The sequence below is a fragment of the Streptomyces sp. NRRL S-340 genome, assembly GCF_000720185.1.
In the GTDB taxonomy this organism is placed as follows: domain Bacteria; phylum Actinomycetota; class Actinomycetes; order Streptomycetales; family Streptomycetaceae; genus Streptomyces.
Window position 1 is genome coordinate 58,815 of sequence record NZ_JOIY01000010.1, and the last position, 15,284, is coordinate 74,098.

A 15,284-nucleotide genomic window follows, 5' to 3' on the forward strand; every position below is an offset into this window, starting at 1 on the left:
CGGGGTGGCCGGGGCGGGCGGCGGTCAGGGGGCGGCCGGGCCGCCGGGGATGCCCGCGGCGAGCAGTTCCACGAAGCCGACGTCCTCCCGGGCGACGCCGAAGACCTCGGCGCGCAGCAGGGTCCGCTCGGCCCAGGCGCGGTGCGGCTTCACCTCGTTCATCTTGTTGGTGTACGCCGACCTGAGCACGCCCCCGCCGCCGCGCTCGGGCCGCAGGATGTCCGCCGCGTCGCTGTACTCCTCGTGACTGACGACGGACAGCGCGTGCACGGGGAGCACGTGCGAGGGGTGGATGCAGGTCTTGCCCAGCAGCCCGTTGGCCTGGTCCAGGGAGATCTCCCGCAGCAGCCCGTCCATGGCGTGCTCGATCAGTGTCTCGCGCAGCCCGGCCGCCTGCACCTCAAGGAAGGGGCTCTGCCGCAACTGCGGCTTGAACATGCGCTCCTGCGCCCGGAAGTACTCCCACACCGGGCCGGTCACGGTGAACCCGGTGCCGTCGGCGCGGCCCAGCATGTTGACGACGTCGGCGATGACGGAGGCGACGATCTGGACGTCGTAGGCCGTCATGTCGGGGGCCCGGCGCAGCCCGTAGGAGGAGCAGAAGTCGGTGACGCCCAGGCGCAGGGCGAGGACCCGGTCGCGGTACTTGTCGACCGCGCGGAAGATCCCCTCCAGGGTCTCCACCCGGCTCTCCCTGTAGAGCAGTTCGGGCGACTCCAGGACGGGCATGGCGAACAGCCGCCGTCCGCAGGCCGCCTCGGCGGCCTGCACCGCCTCCAGGAACGGCAGTCCGCGTTCGCCGGTGAACTTCGGCAGGACGAATCCGGACAGCAGCCGGACCGCCGGTCCCAGGCGCCGCACCAGGTCGGGTATCTGCCCGGCGGTGCGGACCCGGACGAACAGCAGCGGGAGCGCGGCGGGCGCGGGGAGCGCGGCCAGGGCGGCGAACTGCCGCACGAGGTTCGCCTCGCCCTGCTCCACCTCCGCGTCGTCGATCGAGTCCTCCAGGCACAGCACCATGGAGACCACGCCGCGGGCGGCCTGCTTGACGACGTCGTCGGCCAGGTGCGGGCGGGTGGCCGGGCTGTAGAGGGTGGCGCCCAGGGCGGCGGAGAGCAGCCGCGCCGGGGAGTCGGCGGTGAACTCCCCCGGCTCCCGGTGGAAGAGGCGCTGACGCACCTGCGGAGTGAGGTGCCCGAAATGACGCATGTAGCTCCCCCGTGGTGGCGCGCGACGTGGAAAAGGTGGCCGGTAATAGTACGTACGGGTCGGTGTCGGTGGTTCCCGGGGGGCATGAACTTCTGGTAACGGGGCGAGGGCGGCCGTGCGGTGTCCGGGCCGCGTTGTCGTGGCCAGGACCGAGAGGGCAGGATGACCGCATGACGCGCGCGATGCTGAAGGGGTCGAACGTCCCGCTGGAGGCCGCCACGGTACGGGCCGTGGTGCGGTGGACGCCCGGTCAGGGGGTGCCGGACGTCGATGCGTCGGCGCTGCTCCTCGGCCCCGGCGGCCGTGCCCGCTCCGACGAGGACTTCGTCTTCTACAACCAGCCGCGGCACCCCTCGGGGAAGGTCTGGCGGCTGGGCAAGCGACGGACCGCCCAGGTGCTGACCGACACGATCCAGACGGACCTGCTCGGTGTGGAGCCGGAGGTGAGCCGGATCCTGCTGGTCGCCTCGGCGGACGGCATGGCCTTCGAGCGGGTGCGGGAGCTGAGCATCCTGCTGTACGACGCGGCGGCCGCCGACACCGAGCCGCTGGCGTCCTTCGACATCAAGCCCGAGACGGGCCAGGAGACCGCGCTGATCTGCGGTGAGCTGTACCGCCGGGGCGAGTCGTGGAAGTTCCGCGCGCTGGGCGAGGGCTACTCGAACGGGCTGATGGGCCTCGCGACGGACTACGGCATCTCGGTCGACGAGACGGAGGAGCCCGCCGGGAGCGGCGGCACGGACGGCACGGCGGCGGGGGCGGCGCCCTCGGCGGCCCAGCCGCTGCCGCCCGAGCAGCCCCCCACGTACGCGTATCCGCCGCAGCCGCCGGCGCCGCAGTCACCTCCGGCCACGGCGCCGCAGCCGGCCTACGGGTATCCGCAGCCGGCCTACGGCCCCGGCCCGCAGCCCGCGGGGGCACCCTCGGGGCACGGGTACCCGCCGCCGGCGGCGGTCCCCGACCCGGACTTCCGGCTGCCCCCGCAGGGGCCGCAGTTCATCGGACGGTGACCCGCCGGTGAACCGCGGCCCCGGCGCTCACGCCGTCCGGGCGAGCGCCGCGAGCAGCCGGACCATCCGCTCCAGCGCCTCGGTGTACGCCCGGTAGTCGCTCACCAGCCGCGCCTCGTCCGCCCCGTGCGGGGTGATCGAGTCGAGGTCCCGCCGGAGGGTCTCGGCCTCCAGGACCAGCGCCCCGGTGTCGGGCACCTCGGCGGCGCCGATCCGGCCGTCGTACACCCGTGTCGCGTACCCCGCGACGTACCCGTCGAGGTCGAGCAGGCGGGAGTTCCAGTCACGCAGCTCCTCCTCACGGGGGCGGTCGGGGTAGGGCAGGGCCCGGAAGGCCTCGAAGGCCGCGCGGAACCCGGCTGCTGTCTCAGTCATGCCAGGTGACGATCTTCCCGTCCTTGGTGTAGATCCCCTCGCCGCCGAACAGGCCGCCGCGGATCTTCCACCCCATCTCGCCGTTCCTCAGCTTCCACGGGATGCGGTCCTCGGGCTTGGTCTTGTTCCAGAGATCCATCGCTTCCTTGGTGTACTCGGCGAGGGTCCTGCCCTTGCCGTGCTTGTCGAGATGGTAGACCGCGGTCTCCTCCGCGCTGCTGAAGGTCGCCTTGTCCCAGTGCTGGAGCGCGTCCGCGTCGGCCCCGCAGAACTTGCCCGCGTTGTGGACCAGCACCGCGGTGTCGCCGGCGAGGACGTAGTAGGTGTGCAGTTCGGCGACCGTCAGGTTGTAGACCCGCTGGTCGGGGGCGGTCCAGGCGCGGGTCGCCGTGATCCGCGCCCGCTTGCCGGCGTCGGTGCGCAGCCGCATGCCGGGGGTGAGCCGGTCCGCGTCGCGCCAGGCGCCGCGGCCGTCCGCCACCCAGAAGGGGTGCTTGTCGGTGCTGACCACCGTGCCGCCGTGCCCGGCCGCCGACCGGCCGACCGTGACGTCGACGAGTGCCTTGCGTCCCCTGCCGGTGACGGTCGCCTCGACGGGCTCGGCCACCGTCCGCCCGGACTCCGGGTCGGTGGCCACCACGCGGTCGCCGGCCCTGACGTCCTCGATGGGCTTGGTCCGCCGGCCGGCCAGCAGCACCCGGGTGCCGGGCGCGAAGCTGTTGCACGGCGACTTCCTCAGGAACTTGTACCTGAGAGCGTGCAGCGCGAGGTCCTTCATGCACGACGAGTCGAACTTGTCGAAGCACTTCTCGATCTCGTCGATGCCCACGTACCAGGCGATCAGGCGGTCCAGGTAGGTGGTGGTGATGCAGCCCATGCCGCCGGCGCCGTCACCGCCGCACACCAGGATGGTGTCGCCGGCCTTGATGTCGCCGTTGAAGGCGTGCTCCCTGCGGAACTGGAACAGCCGCTTCTCCAGGGCCTTGCGCAGTTCCTTGTCCGAGAGCGGCTTGCTCGGGTCCTTGGACTCCTCCTGGACCTGCGCCTTCAGCTCCGCCACGAGCTTGTCGGCGGCGATCTTCAGCGCTTCCGAGGAGGCCTTGGCCGCCGCCGCGGCGTCCTTGCCTGCGGCGCTCGCGGAGGCCGCCGCCTGGTACGCGGCCGTGCCGGCCTGGGCGGAGTAGCCCGAGGCGACCGCCGCGGAGTGCTCAGCCTGCTGGGCGGAGTGGGCGGCGGACTGGGCGTCCTTCTGGGCCGAGGCCGCCGCGTTCCTGGCGGTCTTCGCGGACTCGGCGGCGCGGGTGGCGGAGGCCGCCGCGTCGTCGGCCGACTTGTCGGCCTGCGCGGCGTAGTCGGAGGCCTGCTCGGCCGAGTGCTTCGCCTTGTCGGCCCACTCCAGGGCCTTGGCGGCGTCCTTGCGGGCGAGGGCGGCCACGCGCTGTGCCTCGGCGGCGTCCGCGTGGGCGAGCGCGGCCGACTTGTAGGCGGCGCTCAGCAGGGTGTTGATCTCCGCGATGTGGGACGCGGCGTTGGCGTCACGCTGCCGCGCCCGGTACAGGCCCGTCTGGAGGAAGGAACGCAGGCCGGCCGGCGGCCCGGTCAGCGCCGCCTGCGCGGCGGCCTGGACCTCGGGTCCGCCGCTCGCCAAGGCGGCGGAGACGGCGACCCGGTCGTCGTCCTCGCGCGCCTTGTACTGGCCGGTCTCCAGGAACTCCTGGAGATCGGCGGCGGTGCCGTCCAGCGCCTTGCTGCCGGCGGCCTTCACGCCCGGGCCGCCCTCGGCCATGATCTTGCCGACGGCGATCCGGTCGTCGTCCTCCTTGCCCGGGTAGGCGCGGGTGCGCAGGAACTCCCGGACCTGGTCGATCGGCTTGTCCAGCACGTCCAGCGCGGCCTGCCGCTGCGCCGGCTTGTCGCTGGTCTCGGCGATGTTCGCCGCGCTCACGCGGTCGTCCTGCTCCAGGGCGACGTCCAGCCCGGTGCGCACGAACTCGGCCACGTCCTCGTCGGTGCCGGTCACGGCCGTCTCGGCCGCGTCCTTCACCCAGGTGCCCCCGCTGGTGAGCAGGTTGACGGCGGCCTGCCGGCCCTTGGCGGCCGTGACCTGCGGGTCGGTGGAGGCGGCGGCGTCCTGCACGAGCTGCCGGGTCTCGGCGTCCAGTCGCTGGACCCGGCCCGCCTCCCACGTGGCCTGGGCGACCTGCGCCTCGTGCTCCTTGTTGGCCTCCTCCGCGGCGAGGACGTCCTCGTCCTGCTGCTCGGCGAGCCGCTCGGCGTCCGCCTTGCGGGCCAGGTCGGCCACGGTCGCCGCCTGGTCGGCCGCGGTCTGCGCGTCGTCGGCCGCCTTGCTCGCCTCGTTCGCCGCGTCCGTCGACGCCTTGGCGGCGTCCACCGCCTTGCCCGCCTCGTCGGCGGCCTTGTCGGCGGCCGTCGCGGCGGCCTCGGCGTGCGCGGCGGCGGCGTTGGCCGCGTCCCGCGACTGCCGTGCCGCCGTCGCGGCCTGGTTGGCGTTGGCCTGCGCGGCACCGGCCGCCCGGGTGGCCTGGTCGGCCAGCCGCTTGGCCCGCGCCGCCGCCTGCTGCGCCTCGGTGCTCTTGGAACCCGCCTCGCCGGCCCACCGGCCCGCGTCCGCCGCGGCGGCGGCTGCGGCAGCCGCGTTCGCGCCGGCCGACGCGGCGGCACCGGCCGCCTTCGCCGCGTTGTCCGCGGCGATGCCCGCCTGGTCGGCGGCGTCCGCCGCCTTCTTGGCGCCGGAGGCGGCCTTGCGCGCGTTCTCCGCCGCCTCGCGGGCCTGCTTGGCCTGGTTGGCGTCACCGGCCGCCGCCGCGGCGGCCGCACGCGCCGAGGACGCGGCGCTGCCCGCGCGCGAGGCCGCGTACGCCGCCTGCGCCGCGGCGCTGGCGGCCACCCGGGCCGTCCGGTTGGCCGCAGCCGCCGCCGACACCGCCGTACGGGCCGCCTGCGCCGCCCGGTCCGCCGCCGCCGCGGCGCGCGAAGCCGCCGCGGCCGCCTTCCCGGCGGACGACTTGGCCTCCAGCGCCTCCTGCGCTGCGGTCAGGGCCGCCGCCTTGGCCGCCTCGGTGGCCGCCGCCGCCTTGGCCGCCTCCTCCTTGGCCTGGTCGGTCAGCTCCTTGGCCTGCTTCTGCGCGTGGTCCGCCAGGTCGGCCAGCTGGGCGACGGTCAGCGTCTCCTGGTCCCGGGCGGAAGCGACCTGCCACCCGTCGTCCAGGAACGCCTGCACGTCCTCCGGCGTCCCGTCCAGCGCCTGCTGCGCGACCTGCTTGACGTTCGGACCGCCCATGGACATCAGCCGCAGGACCTGGATCCGGTTGTCGTCCTCACGGGGCCGGAACTGGCCCTTGTCGATGAACGCCTGCCAGTCGTCGGGCGTCCCGTTCAGCGCCGTGTTCCCCGCGGCCTTCACGCCCGGACCGCCGTACGCCATGATCTGCGCGACCTGCACCCGCAGGTCCTCGTCGTACGGGGCCTCGAAACCCTCGTCGAGGAACGCCTTGAGCTGGTCGGTCCCGCCGCTGAGCGCGGTGTTGGCCGCCGCCCGCACGCCGGGGCCGCCGATGGCCATGACCTGGGCGACCTGGACCCGCAGGTCCTCTTCCTCCAGGACGGGCAGGTCCTTGCCCATGAACGTCTGGATGTCCTGGTCGGAGCCCACCAGGGCGGCCTCCGCCGCCCGCTTCACGCCCGGGCCCGCGGTCCCCCACACCTCCAGGACGTCCGCTCTGCCGTACGCCGGCGCGGTGTCGGCCGCCGCCGGGCGCAGATCCAGTCCCAGGAGCAGCGCCAGGGCCACGAGCGTCACCACGACGCCACGCCCGCCCGGCACAGCCCGGAATCCGGTTGCCAATGCCTTCTCCTTCTCCCTGACCGTCCACCGCGGTGTGCGGCGGACGGGGAGCGGTTCAGGGGGCCCGGCGGCGCGGCGCTTCCTGGAGGGTGCCTTGCGGCCAGGAATCCGGTCGATCACCGACAGTCCGTGCGGCACCGTGTGTGTTCCCCCGTGTGCGAACCGCCTCGACCCGCACCCCCCTGCCCCGGCGTGCGCGAGCACACGGGAACAGGCACAGCAAACTTGGTGATCATTACCTGCGCTTGATCATGTGCACAGCAACTTATCAGCCAGAACCGGCCATGCCGTGGCCGAATATGACCGGCAGCGGCGGTCTCGCGCCGCCTTCCGGAGGTGAGCGGACCCAGCGGTCCGCCCGGCGCCGCGCGGCCTGCTGCTGTGGCCGGGAAGGCCTGCCGGGAAGTTCGCGGCGTCCGGTGCGGTGGATTGGATCGCAGGGCGGAGCACGACCCGCGTACTGGAGTACTCGGGTGATGCGACAACGCGGCGAGGTGCCGTGCGGCACGTCGCGAGCCGGTGAACCCTCCCCCCTCGCCGTACTAGCGGTCCGCCTTCGACTTGTAGCCCCTGCCCCACTGGAGCCCCCACCCGTAGAGCCGGTCCAGCTCCGACTGGAAGCCGTAGACGAACTTGACCTCGCGGCGGACGGTGAGTTCGCCCTTCACGTTCTCGATGAGGACGACCGCGCAGGAGCGTGCCTGGGGGTGGCGCTCGTCGAGGCCGATCTCGATGCGCGGGCCGTTGCTCGGGTAGAGCGTGACGATCGCGTGGGTGCGGTCGAAGGCCGGGGTCTGGTCGTAGATGTAGACGAAGACCAGCAGCCGCCTGATGTCGTCGCGGTGGTCGAGGTTGACGTAGATCGTCTCACCGGAGGCGGAGCCGAACCGGTCGTCGCCGCTGAGCTTGACGTACGGCGGCGCGTTGACGTCGCCGAGGAGGCCGCCGAGGGGCTGGACGACGCCCTTGGTGCCGTCCGCCAGCTCGTACAGGCAGCCGAGGTCCAGGTCGACGTTGACCATCGACTGGCTGTGCCCGAGCACCTCCGGCGGCTTCAGCGCCTTGAAGGGGTGGCGCAGCAGACTCTGCCGGGCGGCGCCGCCGATGTCCGAGGTGCGCATCCGCCAGTTCAGGTTGATGCGCAGGTTGCCGGTGGCCGCGCCCTGTCTGGTCAGCGACACCTGGCTGTGCCGTTTGGTCAGTTCGATCGCGTTGGACGCGGCACTGCCCGAGTCGAACTCGGCCAGGCGTCCGCCCCGCAGACCGTCGAAGAAACCCATCTCCTGCCCCCACCTTCACCGCGTTCGGCCACCCCCGCACGCATGGAGCGGGACGGCCGGTGCGGAGCCACCCGGCCCGGCTCGCCGTGTGGTCCCGTCGGCCGCCCCGCTCAGAGCGTTCCCGTACCGGGTGGGGCGTCACACCCCGGACTCGACCTCAGTCTTCTCTCCCGAGCCCGCCGCTTTTCCCTCGGCCGCCTCCAGGGCCTTGTTGCGGCGGACGGAGGACCAGAAGGACCAGGCGATCAGGACGACACCGACCAGGCCGGTGATGACCTCGTTGATCTCGTACTGGATGGTGACCATGAGGATCACCGCCAGGGCGCCGATCGCGTAGTGGGCGCCGTGCTCCAGGTAGACGTAGTCGTCGAGGGTGCCCTGGCGGACCAGGTAGACGGTCAGGGACCGGACGTACATGGCGCCGATGCCGAGGCCGAGGGCCATCAGGACGATGTCGTTGGTGATGGCGAAGGCGCCGATCACGCCGTCGAAGGAGAAGGACGCGTCCAGGACCTCCAGGTAGAGGAACATGAAGAACGCGGCCTGGCCGGCCAGCTTGACCGCCGAGCGCTGCTTGCCGCTGCGGGCGGCCTCTTCCTCCTCCTCGTGCTCACGCTCCTCCTCTTCCTCCAGCCGGTCCTCGAAGAACCCGGACAGACCGCCCACGATCATGTACGTGATCAGACCGGCGATCCCCGCGATGAGGACCGTCTGCGCCTTGTCGGCGTGTGCGCCGCCGTGCTGGTGGGCGTGGGTGGCGAAGGTGAAGGAGGTGATCAGCAGGACGATCAGGGAGATGCAGACCGACAGCATGTCGACCTTGCCGAGCTTGGCCAGCGGCCGCTCGATCCAGCGCAGCCACTGGATGTCCCGGTCCTCGAAGATGAAGTCGAGGAAGATCATCAGCAGGAACATGCCGCCGAAGGCGGCGATCGACGGATGGGCGTCGGTGACCAGTTGCTGGTACCGGTCCTTGTCGTCGAACGCCAGTTTGACGGCTTCGATGGGCCCCATCTTGGCGGTGATGGCGACGATGACCACCGGGAAGACCAGCCGCATGCCGAAGACGGCGATCAGCACGCCCACCGTGAGGAAGATCTTCTGCCAGAAGGCATTCATCTTCTTCAGGATCCCGGCGTTGACCACGGCGTTGTCGAACGAGAGCGAGATCTCCAGGACCGCGAGGATCGCCACCACCCCGAAGGCGGTCCAGCCCCCGTAGAACACCGCCGCGATCAAGCCGAGCACGGTGATCGCGAACGACCAGCCGAAGGTTTTCAGAAGCACTGGCTACCCAATCAGTTGTGTACGGGTCTCCCCCGTCGCCGTACCCGGCTTTACGAAACGTTGACTCCGAAGTCTAGAGCGATACCGCGCAGTCCGGACGCGTACCCCTGTCCCACGGCCCGGAACTTCCATTCGCCCTGGTAGCGGTAGAGCTCACCGAAGATCATCGCCGTTTCGGTGGAGGCGTCCTCGCTGAGGTCGTAGCGCGCGAGTTCCTGCCCGTCGGCCTGGTTGACCACGCGGATGAACGCGTTGCTCACCTGTCCGAAGGTCTGCCCGCGCTCGTCGGCCATGTGGATCGAGACCGGGAAGACGATCTTCTCGCACTGGACGGGGACCCGGGAGAGGTCCACCAGGATCGACTCGTCGTCGCCCTCGCCCTCACCCGTGAGGTTGTCGCCGGTGTGCTCGACCGAGCCGTCGGGACTGGTGAGCTGGTTGTAGAAGACGAACCACTCGTCGCCCAGCACCCGGTTGCCGGCGCCGCACAGCAGCGCGCTCGCGTCGAGGTCGAAGGGGGCTCCGGTGGTGGAGCGAGCGTCCCAGCCGAGCCCGACCATGACGTTGGTCAGGTTGGGTGCGGCCTTGGACAGGGAGACGTTGCCTCCCTTGGCGAGCGTGACGCCCATGATCTGGTCCTCCCCGTGGATGGTGCGTGTGTGGGTTCCTGCGCGTCCGGCGCCGCGCGAGAACGCGCGGCGCCGGACGGCGGGGGTGCTTCGTCGCTCAGACGTTGACGCCGAAGTCCTGGGCGATGCCGCGCAGGCCCGAGGCGTACCCCTGGCCGATGGCGCGGAACTTCCACTCCGCGCCGTGCCGGTACAGCTCGCCGAAGACCATGGCGGTCTCGGTGGAGGCGTCCTCGCTGAGGTCGTACCGGGCGATCTCCGCGCCGCCGGCCTGGTTCACCACGCGGATGTACGCGTTGCGGACCTGGCCGAAGGACTGCTGGCGGTTCTCGGCGTCGTAGATGGAGACCGGGAAGACGATCTTGTCGACGTCGGCGGGGACGCCCGCGAGGTTGACCTTGATCACCTCGTCGTCGCCCTCGCCCTCACCGGTGAGGTTGTCGCCGGTGTGCTCGACCGAGCCGTCGGGGCTCTTGAGGTTGTTGAAGAAGACGAAGTTCTGGTCGTTGCCGACCTTGCCCGAGTTGTTCAGCAGCAGGGCGCTGGCGTCGAGGTCGAAGTCGGTGCCGGTCGTCGTGCGGGCGTCCCAGCCCAGACCGACGAGGACCGCCGTCAGGCCCGGCGCCTCCTTCGAAAGCGAAACGTTGCCGCCCTTGCTGAGGCTGACTCCCACGAGTCCTCCATTGGTGTCCGGGGGCGGGGAGCCCCGTCGTGCATCGGATATGGGATCAACGTGTCGATCCTAGTGACGGGTTCCCGCCCCACGCAGGCCCTGTGGCCGAAGATTCCCAGGTGTCGGGTCCCCCGAACCCCGGGCCGGCGCACAGGACGGCTCACAGGGTGCCGAGCGCCTTCACGTACTCGTTCAGGTCGCGCGCGTCCGGCAGTCCGTTGACCACGGTCCACCGCACGACGCCCTCCTTGTCGATGATGAAGGTCCCGCGCACGGCGCAGCCCTTGTCCTCGTCGAAGACGCCGTAGGCGCGCGAAGTGTCGCCGTGCGGCCAGAAGTCGCTCAGCAGGGGGTACTCCAGGCCCTCCTGCTCGGCGAAGACACGCAGGGTGTGGATGGAGTCGTTGGAGACGGCGAGCAGCTGGGTGTCGTCGTTGACGAACTTCGGCAGGTTGTCGCGCAGCGCGCACAGCTCGCCGGTGCACACGCCGGTGAAGGCGAAGGGGTAGAAGAGCAGCACCACGTTCTTCTCGCCGCGGAAGTCGGACAGCCGCACGGTGCGGCCGTGGTTGTCCTTCAGCTCGAAGTCGGGTGCCTTGTCGCCGACCTGGATCGCCATCGTGCTGCTTCCCTTCGGTGGGGCTGTTCGGGTGAGACCACCCTACGCAGCGATCACCGCGGGCCTGCGGACGGGCCGACACGAGGCCGGCCCGTCCGGGGGCGCGCCCGGGCCCCGGACACGGGGTCCGGGGCGGGCGGGCGAGGGCTACTTCTTGGGCTTGGCGACCTTGGGCGTCAGCAGCCTGGTGCCGTTCCAGTCCTTGCCGACGCTGACGCTCTTGGTCTGCGACAGGCCGGCCGTCGTCGCGGCCTCGCCGATGTCGCTGGGCTCGACGTACCCGTCCCGGCCGGTCTTCGGCGTCAGGAGCAGGATCACGCCGCCCTCCTCGAGGAACCCGAGGGCGTCGACCAGCGCGTCCGTCAGGTCGCCGTCCTCGTCGCGGAACCACAGCACCGCGGCGTCGGCCACGTCGTCGTAGTCCTCGTCGACGAGTTCGCTGCCGATGACTTCCTCGATGGACTCGCGGAGCTCCTGGTCGACGTCTTCGTCGTAGCCGATCTCCTGGACCACCTGCCCGGGCTGGAATCCCAGCCTGGCGGCCGGGTTAGTCCGCTCCTCCGCGTGGTCCGCGGTCGCGCTCACGGGTTGCCTCCTGATGGTGTTGCGATTGGGTCTTCAGCCCCGCGCGTGCGCGAAGCGTTGGCCGTAGTCCACACGGGCGGGCCGGATCGCGCAAGTACCCGGCGGTCCGGACCGCCGAAACGGTGACGTTCCCGGCTGTGTCGCCGCAACTCCTGACACGGTATCGCGATCAGCGGTGACACACACCACACCCTTCTGCCCGCTTTTGCGTGTTTGGGAACCCTCCCCCGGCAGGAGATCGGGAAGGAGACCCCCGAATCCGGGCCCGGCGGCGCCCGCAGCCCCTGTTACCGGTGAGTAAAGATGACGTTTGCCTCACCCGAGGTACACGATGGGGAACGGTGCAGGCACACACTGGCAGACCGACGCAAAACCCAGGAAATCAGCAGGAAAAGCCTCAGAACGCCCGAGACATGTCATCCCTCTGACAGGTAAGGAACAGCGTGGCTTCCGGATCCGATCGAAACCCGATCATCATTGGCGGCCTTCCGAGTCAGGTTCCTGACTTCGATCCCGAGGAGACCCAGGAGTGGCTCGACTCGCTCGACGCCGCCGTCGACGAGCGGGGCCGCGAACGGGCCCGCTACCTCATGCTCCGGCTGATCGAGCGCGCGCGTGAGCGGCGCGTGGCCGTGCCGGAGATGCGCAGCACGGACTACGTCAACACGATCCCCACCAAGAGCGAGCCGTTCTTCCCGGGCAACGAGGAGATCGAGCGCAAGATCCTCAACGCCACCCGCTGGAACGCCGCGGTGATGGTCTCCCGCGCCCAGCGCCCCGGCATCGGCGTCGGCGGCCACATCGCGACCTTCGCCTCCTCCGCCTCGCTCTACGACGTCGGCTTCAACCACTTCTTCCGCGGCAAGGACGACGGCCGCGGCGGCGACCAGGTCTTCTTCCAGGGCCACGCCTCACCGGGCATCTACGCGCGCGCGTACCTGCTGGACCGGCTCGGCGAACAGCACCTGGACGGCTTCCGCCAAGAGAAGTCCAAGGCCCCGTACGCCCTCTCCAGCTACCCGCACCCGCGCTCCATGCCGGACTTCTGGGAGTTCCCGACGGTCTCCATGGGCCTCGGCCCGATCGGGGCGATCTTCCAGGCCCGGATGAACCGGTACATGCAGGCGCGCGGCATCGCGGACACCTCCGGCTCGCACGTGTGGGCGTTCCTGGGCGACGGCGAGATGGACGAGCCGGAGTCGCTCGGCCAGCTGTCCATCGCCGCCCGCGAGGGCCTGGACAACCTGACCTTCGTGGTCAACTGCAACCTCCAGCGCCTGGACGGCCCGGTGCGCGGCAACGGCAAGATCATCCAGGAGCTGGAGTCCGTCTTCCGCGGCGCCGGCTGGAACGTGATCAAACTCATCTGGGACCGCACCTGGGACCCGCTGCTCGCCCAGGACCGCGACGGCGTGCTGGTCAACAAGATGAACACCACGCCGGACGGCGCGTTCCAGACCTACGCCACCGAGTCCGGCGCCTACATCCGCGAGCACTTCTTCGGCGACGACCACCGGCTGCGCCAGATGGTCGAGAACATGACCGACCAGCAGATCCTGCACCTGGGCCGCGGCGGTCACGACCACCGGAAGATCTACGCGGCGTACAAGGCGGCCCTGGACCACAAGGGCCAGCCGACGGTGATCCTGGCCAAGACGGTCAAGGGCTGGACGCTGGGCCCCAACTTCGAGGGCCGCAACGCCACCCACCAGATGAAGAAGCTGACGGTCGACGACCTCAAGCGCTTCCGGGACCGCCTGCACCTGCCGATCTCCGACAAGGAGCTGGAGTCCGGCGCGCCGCCGTACTACCACCCGGGCCGCGACTCGGACGAGATCCAGTACATGCACGACCGCCGCAAGGGCTGCGGCGGCTACGTCCCGACCCGGATCGTGCGTGCGAAGCCGCTCGCGCTGCCCGACGACAAGGCGTACGCGTCCGTGAAGAAGGGCTCGGGCCAGCAGTCGATCGCCACCACCATGGCCTTCGTGCGGCTCCTGAAGGACCTCATGCGGGACAAGGAGATCGGCCGCCGGTTCGTACTGATCGCGCCGGACGAGTACCGCACGTTCGGCATGGACTCGTTCTTCCCGAGCGCGAAGATCTACAACCCGCTCGGCCAGCAGTACGAGTCCGTCGACCGCGATCTGCTGCTCGCGTACAAGGAGTCGCCGACCGGGCAGATGCTGCACGACGGCATCTCCGAGGCGGGCTGCACGGCCTCCGCCATCGCGGCCGGTTCGGCGTACGCCACGCACGGCGAGCCGCTGATCCCGGTCTACGTCTTCTACTCGATGTTCGGTTTCCAGCGCACCGGCGACCAGTTCTGGCAGATGGCCGACCAGCTTGCGCGCGGTTTCGTCCTGGGCGCGACCGCCGGGCGCACGACCCTGACGGGCGAGGGCCTCCAGCACGCGGACGGCCACTCGCAGCTGCTCGCCTCGACCAACCCGGCGTGCGTGGCCTACGACCCGGCGTACGGGTACGAGATCGCGCACATCGTGCAGGACGGCCTGCGCCGGATGTACGGCGGCGACGAGCAGCACCCGCACGGCGAGGACGTCTTCTACTACCTCACCGTGTACAACGAGCCGATCCGTCAGCCGGCCGAGCCGCAGGACGTGGACGTCGAGGGCATCCTCAAGGGCGTCCACCGGATCAGCGAGGGCACCGGCGGCGAGATCCCGGCCCAGATCATGGCCTCGGGCGTGGCCGTGCCCTGGGCGCTGGAGGCGCAGAAGATCCTCGCCGAGGAGTGGAACGTCAAGGCGGACGTGTGGTCCGCCACCTCCTGGAACGAGCTGCGGCGCGAGGCCGTGGCCTGCGAGGAGCACAACCTGCTGCATCCGGAGGAGGAGCAGCGGGTGCCGTGGGTGACGCGGAAGCTGAGCGGCGCGCAGGGGCCGTTCGTGGCCGTCTCGGACTGGATGCGGTCGGTGCCGGACCAGATCGCGCGCTGGGTGCCGGGCCCGTACCAGTCGCTGGGCGCCGACGGCTTCGGCTTCGCCGACACCCGTGGGGCGGCCCGGCGGTTCTTCCACATCGACGCCCAGTCGGTCGTGGTGGCCGTCCTGACCGAACTGGCCCGCGCGGGCAAGGTGGACCGCTCGGCCCTCAAGCAGGCCGTCGACCGCTACCGGCTGCTCGACGTCACGGCAGCCGGTCCCGGAGCGGCCGGGGGCGACGCGTAGGGGTTCCGGAAAACACCGCGGGGGCGGTGGAGCTGTCGCTCCACCGCCCCCGCGGTGTTCACCCGATGCGCGCGGGGACCGGCCGGCCGGGTCAGAGCACGCCGTGGCCCCAGGCCGCCGCTCCGGCGAGCGCGACCAGGGCCAGGAGCGTGTCGACGGCGCCGAGCGCCACGGCGACCAGGGCTGGGACCGAGCGGCTCGCGCCCGCCCAGCTGCGGCCCATGGCCAGCCAGCCGCAGACCACCGCCACCGGGCCGAGCACGATGCCCAGGGCGAAGAAGCCCGCGACCGCGCAGACGGTTCCGATGATTCCGAGCGTCGCGCGGTCCGGCCCCTCCCGGTGCCACATCCGGCCCCGTGAACGGGGGTACCCGCGCGTTCCGTGTCCGAAGCCCGCCATCATCAACTCCCTGAACCCCGGGTCGGGTTGGAGTTCCATCGGGGTTCATCCCTGCGGGTACCCGGGTCCGGGCGGACTATCGCACCGCCGTCCGCGGCGGGCTGCCCGGCGCGCTGCCCCCCTCCAGCAGCGCGCCGCAGCCGTCGCCTCCGTTCCCCTGC

At 71.2% G+C, this 15,284-nt stretch carries 12 protein-coding genes; 2 read left to right on the forward strand and 10 right to left on the reverse strand.

Annotated elements, in window-relative coordinates:
- Window positions 1-24: 24 nt before the first annotated feature.
- Window positions 25-1,209 carry an HpcH/HpaI aldolase/citrate lyase family protein gene (locus tag IG64_RS09770; protein ID WP_037854172.1) on the reverse strand — a complete coding sequence of 395 codons (1,185 nt, stop codon included), beginning with the start codon at window positions 1,207-1,209 and terminating at the stop codon, window positions 25-27.
- A 170-nt stretch (window positions 1,210-1,379) separates the two neighbouring features.
- Here IG64_RS09770 and IG64_RS09775 point away from each other — a divergent pair, with 170 nt between their 5' ends.
- Window positions 1,380-2,219, forward strand: a complete 840-nt coding sequence (locus IG64_RS09775; RefSeq protein WP_037854174.1) for a TerD family protein — start codon at window positions 1,380-1,382, stop codon at window positions 2,217-2,219.
- A gap of 27 nt (window positions 2,220-2,246) precedes the next feature.
- On the opposite strand, the gene IG64_RS09780 is transcribed toward IG64_RS09775, so the two are convergent.
- From IG64_RS09780 to IG64_RS09815, 8 genes are all read right to left on the reverse strand, one after another.
- A complete protein-coding gene (locus IG64_RS09780) occupies window positions 2,247-2,594 on the reverse strand; it encodes a hypothetical protein (RefSeq protein ID WP_037854175.1) in 348 nt (115 codons plus the stop codon).
- Window positions 2,587-6,459: a polymorphic toxin-type HINT domain-containing protein gene (locus tag IG64_RS09785; protein WP_234438459.1), complete on the reverse strand. Its 3,873-nt coding sequence runs from the start codon at window positions 6,457-6,459 to the stop codon at window positions 2,587-2,589. Before IG64_RS09785 ends, IG64_RS09780 begins: the two co-directional genes overlap by 8 nt.
- Window positions 6,460-7,001: 542 nt before the next feature.
- Entirely contained in the window at window positions 7,002-7,739 is a 738-nt protein-coding gene (locus IG64_RS09790) for a TerD family protein (RefSeq protein ID WP_037854178.1), read from the reverse strand.
- Between the two features lie 138 nt (window positions 7,740-7,877).
- Entirely contained in the window at window positions 7,878-9,026 is a 1,149-nt protein-coding gene (locus IG64_RS09795) for a DUF475 domain-containing protein (RefSeq protein WP_037854180.1), read from the reverse strand.
- A 50-nt stretch (window positions 9,027-9,076) separates the two neighbouring features.
- Entirely contained in the window at window positions 9,077-9,655 is a 579-nt protein-coding gene (locus IG64_RS09800) for a TerD family protein (protein ID WP_037854182.1), read from the reverse strand.
- A 97-nt stretch (window positions 9,656-9,752) separates the two neighbouring features.
- Window positions 9,753-10,328, reverse strand: coding sequence for a TerD family protein (locus tag IG64_RS09805; RefSeq protein ID WP_037854183.1), 576 nt, complete (start codon window positions 10,326-10,328; stop codon window positions 9,753-9,755).
- A gap of 160 nt (window positions 10,329-10,488) precedes the next feature.
- Window positions 10,489-10,947: a peroxiredoxin gene (locus tag IG64_RS09810; protein WP_037854184.1), complete on the reverse strand. Its 459-nt coding sequence runs from the start codon at window positions 10,945-10,947 to the stop codon at window positions 10,489-10,491.
- 147 nt (window positions 10,948-11,094) lie between these two features.
- Window positions 11,095-11,532: a DUF3052 domain-containing protein gene (locus IG64_RS09815; protein ID WP_037854185.1), complete on the reverse strand. Its 438-nt coding sequence runs from the start codon at window positions 11,530-11,532 to the stop codon at window positions 11,095-11,097.
- Window positions 11,533-11,975: 443 nt separating this feature from the next.
- Between IG64_RS09815 and aceE the strand changes: the two genes are divergently transcribed.
- The gene (aceE, locus tag IG64_RS09820; RefSeq protein ID WP_037854186.1) at window positions 11,976-14,723 is read left to right on the forward strand and encodes a pyruvate dehydrogenase (acetyl-transferring), homodimeric type; all 2,748 of its coding nucleotides are present in this window, start codon (window positions 11,976-11,978) and stop codon (window positions 14,721-14,723) included.
- A gap of 91 nt (window positions 14,724-14,814) precedes the next feature.
- Here aceE and IG64_RS09825 read toward each other — a convergent pair whose 3' ends face one another.
- On the reverse strand, window positions 14,815-15,123 hold the full coding sequence (locus IG64_RS09825) for a hypothetical protein (protein ID WP_037854518.1): 309 nt from the start codon (window positions 15,121-15,123) through the stop codon (window positions 14,815-14,817).
- Window positions 15,124-15,284: the final 161 nt, after the last annotated feature.